Below are 10,408 nucleotides of genomic sequence, written 5' to 3'. Positions count from 1 at the left end.
GGAAATACGACGGCGGGTTCACCGAATCCCCGGCACCGTGCAACCGGTAGGTCGCCTCCACCAGCTCGACGACCTGCTTCTCCCGCCCCCGCAGCGCCTTCTGCACCTGCGCACCGGGGATCACCGCGAACGGGGGCACGCTGACGGGGTCTGCAGACCGGTCGGCGGTCATCGGGCCACCTCGACGGTCGGCGCGCAGTCGGCCAGGCGCACCGCGTCGGCCATCCCGACGAGCACCTCGCGCGCGCCTGTGTAGGCCTCCCGGCTGTGCGCCGTGCGGACGTTGTCCACCAGCATCAGGTCCCCGGCCTGCCACGGCTCCCGCACCGTGTGCTGCTCGTACACCCCGTTGAGCAGCTGCACGATGTCGGCGCTGATCGGCTCACCGCCCCCGAACCGCGTGGTGAACGGCAGCCCGTCCGCGCCGTACATGTCCACCAGGAACTCGCGCACCTCGGGATCGATCGTCCACTCGTTGAGGAAGGCGACCTGGTTGAACCAGCACCGCCGGCCCGACGCCGCGTGGGGCAGGACCGCCCGGCGGCGCTGCCACGTGCGCAACCCCCCGTCGGACTGCCACTCAAAGGCGATCGCGTTGGCGCGGCAGTAGCGATCGATGGCGGCGCGGTCGTCGGTGCCGAACGCCTCCGCGAACGACGCCCCGATCTCGTCGTTGTAGTTGCGCACCAGCAGCCACCCCTCCCGCTCGAACCGGTGCACCAGGCCCGAGGGCAACGCCTCGAGCACCGCCGACGCATCCGCCACGCCGGTCGCCCCACCGGCATCCGGCGCACGCAGGCACGCGAACAACATCAGGCTGGGGAACTCCAACGCGTAGCTCAGCTCGTGGTGCATGCACATCGGCTGGTTCGCCGGCCACGCCGAGGAGGAGTAGACGCCGTCGGCGTACCTCTCCCGCGAGGCGAACGCCTCCCGCTCGGCCATCAGGCCGCTCGCCAGCCGCCGGAAGACCGCGCCGACCTCGGCTGCATCACGCAGCCCGAGGCCGCGCACGAGGACCGCACCGTGCTCGGCGACCACGCTGCGCAGCGCGTCGCGGTGCTGGGCCGCCCAGTTCGCCGGGTCGCCGGGAGCCTGCACCCGCAGGACCGCGGGCGTGCCGGGCCGCCGATCCACCTGGAAGGGCTGGGAGGGGTAGGAGAAGGACATGTCGGACTCCTTTCAGGGACGCGCGACACCGCAGGTGCCGCCGACGGAGGACAGGTCAGCAGGGGGCAGCTCGCCCCTGCTGTCGAGGAGTGCGGCCAGGTCGGCGAGGACGGGGTGGCCGGTGAGATCGGGGAGCGACACAGCGCGCTTGAGAGCGATCGCGAGCTTCACGGCGGACAGCGAGGTGCCGCCGCGGTCGAAGAAGTGGTCCGAGCGGCCGATCTGGTCCTGCGGGACGCCCAGCACCGCCCGCCCACGCCGCCGCCAGCCGCCGCTCGGTCGGCGTGGCCGGCGCCTGGTGGTCGTCCTCGACGACCGCGAGCTCGGCGGCGAGCCCGGTGAGCGCCTTCTTGTCGATCTTGCCGTTGGCGGTCAGCGGCAGGCTCTCCCGCCGGTGGAACGCGGCCGGGACCATGTAAGCGGGCAGCGCCGCCACCAGCCGGTCCCGCAGCACTTCGGTCTCGAGCGGGCGGGGCGCGGAGTAGAAGGCCACCAGGTGCGCGCCCTGGTCGGTCCCGGCCACCACCACCGCGCCGTCGCGGACCCCGGGCACCCGCAGCAGGGTGTTCTCGATCTCGCCGATCTCGATGCGGAAACCGGACACCTTGACCTGGTTGTCGCGGCGGCCGAGGAACTCCAGCTTGCCGTCGGGCCGCCAGCGGCCGTAGTCGCCGCCGAGGTAGAGCCGCTCGCCCTCGCGGTGCGGGTCGGCCAGGTAGGCCTCCCGAGTCCGGTCGGGGTCGTTGACGTATCCGCGGCCGACGCAGACCCCGGAGAAGGCGATCAGGCCGGGGGCGCCCAGCGGGACCGGCGACAGGTGCTCGTCGACCACGTACACGTGCACGTTCGGGATGGGCGGTCCCAGCGGCACCCGATCACCCTCGGGCGCCCGGTGCATGACCTCGTGGTTGGTGTCGTCGGAGGTCTCGGTCAGCCCGTAGGCGTTGACCAGCGGAACACCGGGCGCGGTCGCGAACCAGCGCTGGATGAGCTCCCGCTTCAGCGCCTCGCCGGTGGCCGAGACGTACCGCAGGTCCGGCAGCGCCCGCGGGTGCTGCTCCAGGTACGACAGCACGACCTCGAGGTAGGACGGCACGACCTGCAGCACCGCGACCCGCTTCTCGGCGATCGTGTCGACGAACCGCTCGACGTCCAGGATCGTGCTCTGCTCGACCAGCACGGTCCGACCGCCGACCAACAGCGCCGACACGAGCTGCCACAGCGAGATGTCGAAGCACTGCGGCGCGGTCTGCGCGACGACCGCGCCCTCGCCGATCCGCAGGTCATCGATCTTGGCGTAGAGGTGGTTGAGCATGCCCGCGTGCTCGCACATCGCCCCCTTCGGCTCGCCGGTGGAGCCGGAGGTGAAGTAGATGTAGGCCAGCTGGTCCCCCGCCACCGCGACGCCCGGGTCGCCGTCCGCGTGGCCCTCGGCGTAGGCGGTGTCCACGTCGAGCTTCTGTACCGCGGGCAGCGCATCGAGGGCCGCGTCGAGCGTGGCGGTGCTGCCGGTCTCGGTCAGCACCAGCCGGCACCCGGCCCGGCCGAGCGTGGTGGCGATCCGGTGGGCGGGGAAGTGCGGCTCGATCGGCAGGTAGACGCCACCGGCCTTGAAGACCGCGATGACGGCCGCCATCCAGTCCAGGTTCCGCTCGGCCACGACCGCGACCACGCCCTCGCGGTCCAGCCCCCGCGTGAGCAGCGCCCGCGCCAGGCGGTTCGCCCGGGAGTTGAGCTCGCGGTACGTCCACTCGCGGTCCCCGTGCACAGCGGCGACCGCGTCCGGGTGCGCCCGCACCTGGTCCTCGAACAGCTCGTGGAACCGGCGGTCGGGCAGCTCCCGGCACGGACCGGCGAGCCCGTCGAGCTGGAAGCGGAGCTCCTCGGCCGACAGCAGGCTCTGCCGCCCGTGCTCGGCGTCCGGATCGGCCGCGATCAGCGCGAGCGCGGCGAGGTGGTAGCCGGCGATCCGGGCCGCGGCGACCGCGTCGAGCGCGTCGGTGCGGTACCACAGCCGGAGCGTGAGCCGCCCGCCGTCCCCGACGACGCCCACCCGCAGCACGACGCCCGCGGCGAGGTCGCCGCCCTCCTCCCCGGTCGGGTCGAGCACGCTCTCGTACGACGGCCCGGGCACGCCCAGCTCCCGCCGCAGCTCCTCGACGGCGACGGCCCGGTGCGCCAGCACCCCGGCCTCGATCCGGGCAGCGGCCAGCACCAGGGCCCGCCACGAGCCGCCCGCCACCGTCAGCCGGCACGGCAACGGACCCGCGTCCGCCACGTGGAGGCCGACGACGACCTCGCGCTCCCCCGTCACCGCGGCGAGCACCTTCAGGTGCGCGGCCAGCAGCACCGCGCTCAGCGGCACCCCCTCGCCCGCCCACCGACGCAGCTCGGCCACGTCGCCGGCGGGGATCGGCGCATCGTGCACCTCCACACCCGGCACCGGGGCAGCCGCCCACCGGGGAATCGCGGTGCCGCCGCCGGCGACGAGCGTGTCGCGCCAGAACTCGCGATCGGCAATCGTCGGAACGTCCATCTGAATGTCCTTTTCGCTCGTCGCAATGACGTCGTCGGTCGTGGTCATGTCACATCTCCCGGGCGGGGTTTCCGCCCCACCGCTCGCCCGGCGGGACTTCCTCGCCCTTCATGAGGAAGGAATCGGGCGCGAGCACCGCGCCGTCGCCGATCGTCACGCCGTAGTGGACGAAGGCGTTGACACCGATCGTGCAGCCCGCACCGATCGTGATGAGATTGGACTTGAACGCGCCGTCCTCCTGCGAATGCGCCTGGAGGACCGTGCCCGCGTTGAGCGTGCAACCCGCACCGATCGTGATGAACGACTTCTCGGTGACGAAGGCCCCGTCGTCGAAGACCCGACGCCCGATCCGCACACCGAGCAGCCGCCAGATCACGTTCTTGATCGGGGTGCCGTTGAAGGCCTGCATGTACTGGGTGAACGGCACCTTCCAGTAGCGCTCGTGCCGCCAGAAGGCGCGGTCGTAGATCGAGCAGCCCTGCGGCACCAGGGCCTTGAGGCCGGTGACGGCCCGCTCGACCAGCACGAAGTACCCGACGCTGACCAGCGGGAGCAGGCCGCCTGCCAGGATGATCACCGCCGCGCCCCACGCGTGGTACAGGTCGCCGGCGACCATGGCGAGCACGGTGAGACCGAGCGTGTAGACCCACCGCGTCAGCAGCCGCAGCGCGATGGTGGCCACGTTGTGCGCGTTCTTGTCCCCGAGGCGGCGGCGCAGCTCGGCCGGGTCGTCCAGCTCGAAACTGTTGTCACGCTCGACCGTTCGCGGGATCTCGAAGCAGGGCGAGCCCAGCAGTCCGACGCCCTCCCGGATCTCGCCGTCGAGCGGAACCATGACCTTCGTGGCGAGCAGGCAGTTGTCGCCGGTCCGGCCGCCCGCGGGATAGGCGATGTTGTTGCCGAGGAAGTTGCGCCGGCCGATCGACACCCGGGACACCTGGAACGATGTGTTGGAAAAGTCCGCGTTGACGAACGACAGCCCGTCGGCGACCACGGTTCCCGTACCGACCGAGCTCAGGAACGGGTTGTCGTGCTTCACCGCCATCCCGAAGTTCGACCCGGTCTGCTCGACCGGGGAGAGCCGGTATCCGATGCTGCGCAGGAACCCGACGATGTAGGAGCTGTCGCCGAACAGTTCCGTGAAGAACTTGACGTTCGTCATGCGTCCGATCGCCCGGTGGGCCCAGTAGCCGATGCCGTACAGCGGATGGACCGTGTCCGGCCGCACGAGCAGGGCGAGCGCGCGCGGAACCGTGACCACGACGAGGAGACCGACGAGCAGCGAGCCGAGGAAGAGCCAGTAGGAGACCGCCACGGCCTGGAGGTAGAACCGCCAGTCCGTGAAGGCCAGCGGCCCGGGCCCGATCAGCTCCGGGACCTGGGGGACCCGAGCGAGCAGGAGGATCGCGCTGCCGAGCACCAGCGGCAGGTACAGCAGCACGTTCAGCAGCTGGACGGCGGAGTAGGCGACCTTCCGCAGCGCGCCGCAGCGGGCGGGCTCGACGGTCCGGTAGTTCACCTCGGTCCGCTGCGCGGGTGAGCCGTGCCAGCACTCGCCGGCGGGGACGGCCTGTCCCGCGTGCAGCGAGGAGCTGTGGCCGAGCTGGGCGTCGTCGCCAACCGAGGTCCCGATGTCGAGCACCGTCGCCTCGCCGACGACCACGTTCCGGCCGAGGGTGACGGCGCCCGTCTGGATCAGACCGTCGTGTGCGCGGTAGCCGGAGAAGAACGAGTCCTTGCGGATGACCGTGCCCTCGCCGATGGTCAACAGGTCGGTGCACACGGGCACGTGCGGGGAGAAGACGGCGGCCCCACGCCCGACCTTCGCCCCGAGCGCCCTGAGGTAGAGCAGGTAGAGCGGTGAACCGACGAACAGCACGAGCGGGCTCGTCCGGATGAGGAACTTGACGAACCAGAAGCGCAGGTAGGTCATGCTCCAGACGCGGATCTGCCGGGGCTTCCACCGGCCGACGAGCAGCCACTTCGCCAGGACAGGTAGGAGGCAGAGGCCCAGGAAACTCGCGCCGGCGAACAGCACCGACCGCAGGTAGACCTCGAGCGCACCCGTGCCGGCGACGATCCACTCGATGCCGCGGACGGCGACGAGCGCAGTGAGGGCGGGGTACCCGAGCAGCGCCAGGAGCTGCAACGCACCGCACAGGACGTAGCGCGGCGTGCCGACCGGGGGCGTCGTCTCCACCGACGGCGCGGGCGCAGGCGCCGGCGCGACGGGCGCGGGCGCGGGCTCGCCGAGCGCCGTCGCCAGGCCCTTGATCGTCGGGTTGCGGTAGATGTCCTTCATCGACACCGACGGCAGGTCCGCCCGCTTCCGCACCCGCGCACAGAACTGCGCCATCACCATCGAGTCGGCACCGAGGTCTTCGAAGAAGTGGCTGCCGGCCGCCACCTGCTCGGTGCGCATGATGTCGGCGAGCACCTCGGCGAGGTTCTGCTCCAGCAGGGCGGGCGCGGGCTCCGCGAGCGCCGTCGCGAGCCCCCTGATCGTCGGGTTGCGGTAGATGTCCTTCATCGACACGGACGGCAGGTCCGCCCGCTTCCGCACCCGCGCGCAGAACTGCGCCATGATCATCGAGTCGGCGCCCAGATCAGCGAAGAAGTGGCTGCCGACCGAGACCCGCTCGATCTTCAGGACGTCGGCGAGCACCTCGGCGAGCGCCTGCTCGGCGCCGGTGGTCGGGTCGGCGTACGCGGCGGGGGCGGGCGCGGCGACGATGGCCTGGGCGATCTCGGGCACCCGCAGCAGCAGCGACTCGATCTCGGCCAGCTCGACCCGGTAGCCGCGCATCGGGTCCTGCAGGTCGATCCGCCCGTGGTGCTCGATCTCCCCGGCGCCGTTGACCCGGCCGAGGTCGCCGGTGCGGTAGATCCGCCCGGACGGGTTCGCCGGGATGCCCAGGAAGTCCGGGATGAACGCCTTCTCGGTGAGGTCGGCGCGGTTGAGGTAGCCGCAGGACAGCCCGATTCCCGCGATCCCGATCTCGCCGATCTCGCCGTGCGGCAGCGCGCGGTACGGGTCGTCGACGTCGAGGATGACGGTGCTGTAGGTGGGCAGCGGCACGCCGACGGTCGGCGGCTTGTCCGGGCGCAGCTCGGTCCAGGCGGCGGTGACCGTGGCCTCGGTGGGGCCGTAGACGCCCAGGAACCGGCGGCCGGGCCGGTGCCAGCGGGCGACCAGCTCCGGGGGGCAGGCCTGGCCGGCCACCAGCAGGAACCGCAGGCCGGGCAGGTCGTCCTCGAGGGTGGCCAGCACGCTCGGCACGCAGCACATGGCCGAGACCCGTCGGCTGGTGAGGAACGCGTGCAGGTCCCGGCCCTGCAGGCCCGCCCCGGCGGGCTTGGGCACCAGGGTGGCGCCGCGGACCCACGGAACCCAGATCTCCTCGACGGAGAAGTCGAACGCGATCGACAGCGCCTGGTAGACGCGGTCCCGCGGCCGGATCCCGTACACCTCGGCGGCGACCTTGACGAAGTTGCAGATGCTGGCGTGGTCGACGGCCACCCCGTGGGGCCGCCCGTCGGCGACGGCCGGGTAGATGAGGAAGGCGAGCTGGTCGTCCAGGACCCCCCGCTCGGCGTCGATGAGCCGGCGCGAGTTCTGCTCGTCGATCAGCGGAGCCGCCTGGTCGAGGAACACCAGCTCGGCGCCGGCCGCGGTGAGCAGGTCGATCCGCCCGACCCGGTCGGCCACCGGCGACATCGACAGCACCGTGCGCACCCGGGCGTCCTCGACGATGTAGGCCATCCGGTCCGGCGCGAAGCTGACGTCCAGCGGCACGTACGCGGCGCCGATCTTCAGCACGGCCAGCATCGCCACGTAGGAGTCGGTGGGGCGTTCGAACAGCAGAGCGATCCGGTCGCCTGCGCCCGCGCCGTGCAGGCGCAGGTAGCGGGCCAGCCGGTTGGCCCGGGCGTCCAGCTCGTCGTAGGTCAGCGACAGCTCGTCGGAGTCCACCGCGAGCTGGCCGGCGCGGCCATAGGTCCGAACCCAGTCACAGCTCTCCTCGAACAGGTGGTCCAGGCGCTCGTCCTGGCGCACCCGCCGGCCCTGAGCCTCGTGCTGGTCGACGAGGACCAGCTCGGAGAGCGGCACGGGCGGTGCGTCGAGCTGCAGGGTGCTCATCACGTACTCCCGTTCAGGCTGCCCGGGGGACATCGCTCAGCTCGTCCGAGCCGAGCACGTCCTCGCCGTAGAGGTCGTGCAGCCAGTTGGTCTGATAGACGGTGTCGAGGTAGCGCTCGCCGAGGTCGGGGGCGATGGCCACCGTGGTGAGGTCGCGGGAGTCGTGCCGGGCCAGCCAGCTCATCGCGCCGCTGACGACCGTGCCCGTGGAGCCGCCGAACAGGAACCCGCGCCGGGCCATGCGGTGGCAGGTCCGGATGGTGTCCGGCTCCTCGACGCGCACCACCTCGTCGACGTAGGACTCGTCCAGCAGCGGCGGGCGGACGTTCATGCCCAGCCCGGGGATCATCCGGCGCGCCGGCGGGCCGCCGAAGCTCACCGAGCCGACGGTGTCGACGGCGACGATCCGCACCGACGGGTGCCACTCGCGGAAGTAGCGGGCGCAGCCCATCAGGGTGCCGGTGGTGCCGGCCCCGACGAACAGCACGTCCAGCCCGGGGAACTGGCGCGCGATGGCCGGCGCCGTCGTGCCGTAGTGCGCCTTCCAGTTGCCCGGGTTGGAGTACTGGTTGAGCCACACGTACCGGTCGTCGGAGGCAGACAGCGCACGCACGTACTCGATCCGCGCGGCGAGGAAGCCGCCGACCGGGTCGGGCTCGGTCACCGTGTGCACCGTGCTGCCGAGCGCCTCCATGAGCCGCCGGGTCGCGAGGTTGCAGCGGGGGTCGGTGACGCACAGGAAGCCGTAGCCCTTGCTCGCCGCGATCATGCTCAGCGCCACGCCCAGGTTCCCCGACGAGGACTCGACCAGGATCGAGCCCGGCCGCAGGAGACCGTCGCGCTCGGCGGCCTCGACCATCTCGGACGCGGCCTTCAGCTTGACGGAGCCCGCGAAGTTGAAGCCCTCGCACTTCAGGAACAGCGGGTGCCCGAAGATCGGCAACAGGTCGACGTAGAGATCGTCCTCGTTGAAGTCCTGGGGGACCGAGATCACCGGCATGATGACTCCCTCATCAGCAGCAGACCCGGCTGCCGCCCTCCCGTTCGATTGCTTAGAGAGTGCGGCGGGACATGGCGCGGAACGATGGTGTGCACACCCGGACGGGAGCGGAGAACACCCGCATCCGAGGGCGTTCTCCCCCGCGGGCACGTCGGGTTTCCCCTACCGGGTTCGCCCCTCGGCGCCGGGCCCGGGGCGTGGATTCCGACGGGGTGTCTGCTCCGGGTCGATCCACTTCGGTGGGATGAACTCCGGCCGTCCGTCCGCGATCCGCACGATCCACCCGGAATGATGGATCAACCGGTGGTGCATTCTGCACAACATCACCAGGTTGTCCAGCTCGGTGTGCCCGTCGTGCTCCCATTCGAGGACGTGGTGAATTTCGCACCATGACGGGTTCGGTCACAGCCCGGGTGCGCGCATCCCCGGTCCCGGGCGGTCACTGCCCGCCGGAGTCCGTCCGGAATGGTGCGGGTGGACCGTCCCACGTCGAGCGGCTGCCCGGCGCCGTTCAGCACGATCGGGATCACGCCGGCGTCGCAGGCGAGCATCCGCAGCGATTCGGGGGTGAGGGTGCCGCCGAAGTCGAGCATCGCCGACCGGGCGCGGTCTTCGAGGTCCTCGAGGCGGATGAGCACGTTGAGGTGCGGCCGACGGCCACCGGTGTCGGGGACGTCGCCGTGGTCGAGGACGTAGCCGCAGATGTCCGCGAGTGCGTCGGCCTGCCGCCGCTCCGCACCCCGGCGGTCGTCCTTGTCGAGGGGCTTGGATTTCGCGTCGAGGAGGGTGGCGATGGTGTCGAACATGGCCGCGTCCTCGAACACGCCTTTGAGTTCGCCGCCGGGTCGGTCGCGGAACCGCCGGACCTGCAGGGTGTTGACCGGCACGTGCGGGCGGTCGTCGGGTTCGGGGCCGTCCTGGTCGAGTCGGTCGATCAGGTCCTTGCCGTAGGTGCGCAGTTGGGCGGGGGTGTAGTCGGCGGCGCGGGCGGCGAGTTCTTCCTCGACGCCGGCCCGCTGGTCCTCGCTGAGTCGGCCGGCGGCGGGGGTGGCGAGCAGGGTGATGATCACGTCGACGTGGCGCAGGCTCGCCTGCCCGGCCGCGAACGCCTTCCCGATGGCGGGAAGCTTCGCCTCGAGCACGGTGCCGTCCAGCTCGACCCGCTCACAGGTGTGTTCGGCGGCCGTCACGCGGCGGCGGGCCTCGAACCACTCCCAGCCCAGCAGGTCGGCCAGCGCACCTTCGGGCTTCTTGTAGCCGCGCTCGGCGAACGTCCCCCGCCGCTGCAACGTCGCCACGGTCGAGACGGCCAGATGATCCAGTCGTCGGGAAAGACCCTCAGCGAGCGTGAGCACCGACAACAACTCGCCATCGGTGGCCATCGACGATTCCGCGGCCGCACACAGTTCGTCGACCGCCGCCTGCAGGTGGCGGTACGCGGTGGCGGCCGGGCTGTCGGACATGCCCCCGAGTTTACTCGAACATGTTTTCGAGCAACGGGTCTATTCGAGTGAATGCGAGATTTGCAATAGTGAATGGATCATGGAGACTATCATTGTTT

6 protein-coding genes and 2 pseudogenes are annotated in these 10,408 nt (G+C 71.3%); all 8 read right to left on the bottom strand.

Translation table 11 applies throughout. The features are described 5' to 3' along the window. Nucleotides 1–172, bottom strand: a pseudogene (locus KME75_RS43000) (2,3-diaminopropionate biosynthesis protein SbnB); the annotation flags it as partial. Continuing rightward, the gene (locus KME75_RS10495; protein ID WP_219414399.1) at nt 169–1,170 is read right to left on the bottom strand and encodes a TauD/TfdA family dioxygenase; all 1,002 of its coding nucleotides are present in this window, start codon (nt 1,168–1,170) and stop codon (nt 169–171) included. The pseudogene KME75_RS43000 and the gene KME75_RS10495, both read right to left, overlap by 4 nt. 12 nt (nt 1,171–1,182) lie before the next feature. Beyond that, nucleotides 1,183–1,416, bottom strand: coding sequence for an acyl carrier protein (locus KME75_RS45780; RefSeq protein ID WP_308282682.1), 234 nt, complete (start codon nt 1,414–1,416; stop codon nt 1,183–1,185). Nucleotides 1,417–1,588: 172 nt separating this feature from the next. Beyond that, nucleotides 1,589–3,706, bottom strand: a pseudogene (locus tag KME75_RS10490) (non-ribosomal peptide synthetase); the annotation flags it as partial. 49 nt (nt 3,707–3,755) lie between these two features. Beyond that, nucleotides 3,756–7,847 (bottom strand): Pls/PosA family non-ribosomal peptide synthetase, encoded by a 4,092-nt coding sequence (locus KME75_RS10485; protein ID WP_219414398.1) that lies wholly within the window; start codon nt 7,845–7,847, stop codon nt 3,756–3,758. 13 nt (nt 7,848–7,860) lie between these two features. Continuing rightward, nucleotides 7,861–8,847, bottom strand: a complete 987-nt coding sequence (gene sbnA, locus KME75_RS10480) for a 2,3-diaminopropionate biosynthesis protein SbnA (protein WP_219414397.1) — start codon at nt 8,845–8,847, stop codon at nt 7,861–7,863. A 162-nt stretch (nt 8,848–9,009) separates the two neighbouring features. Beyond that, nucleotides 9,010–9,228, bottom strand: coding sequence for an HNH endonuclease signature motif containing protein (locus KME75_RS46685; protein ID WP_219414404.1), 219 nt, complete (start codon nt 9,226–9,228; stop codon nt 9,010–9,012). Further along, a complete protein-coding gene (locus KME75_RS10470; RefSeq protein WP_219414396.1) occupies nt 9,171–10,310 on the bottom strand; it encodes a DUF222 domain-containing protein in 1,140 nt (379 codons plus the stop codon). Before KME75_RS10470 ends, KME75_RS46685 begins: the two co-directional genes overlap by 58 nt. Between the last annotated feature and the right edge of the window lie 98 nt (nt 10,311–10,408).

Source organism: Pseudonocardia nigra (assembly GCF_019396355.1).
Lineage (GTDB): Bacteria > Actinomycetota > Actinomycetes > Mycobacteriales > Pseudonocardiaceae > Pseudonocardia > Pseudonocardia nigra.
This window is presented reverse-complemented; position numbering and strand designations above follow the sequence as displayed.

Excerpts from the sequence above, each read along its gene's own strand:
- KME75_RS10485 (WP_219414398.1), bottom strand. The coding sequence starts at position 7,847 with ATGAGCACCCTGCAGCTCGACGCACCGCCCGTGCCGCTCTCCGAGCTG.
- sbnA (WP_219414397.1), bottom strand. The coding sequence starts at position 8,847 with ATGCCGGTGATCTCGGTCCCCCAGGACTTCAACGAGGACGATCTCTAC.
- KME75_RS10495 (WP_219414399.1), bottom strand. The coding sequence starts at position 1,170 with ATGTCCTTCTCCTACCCCTCCCAGCCCTTCCAGGTGGATCGGCGGCCC.
- KME75_RS10470 (WP_219414396.1), bottom strand. The coding sequence starts at position 10,310 with ATGTCCGACAGCCCGGCCGCCACCGCGTACCGCCACCTGCAGGCGGCG.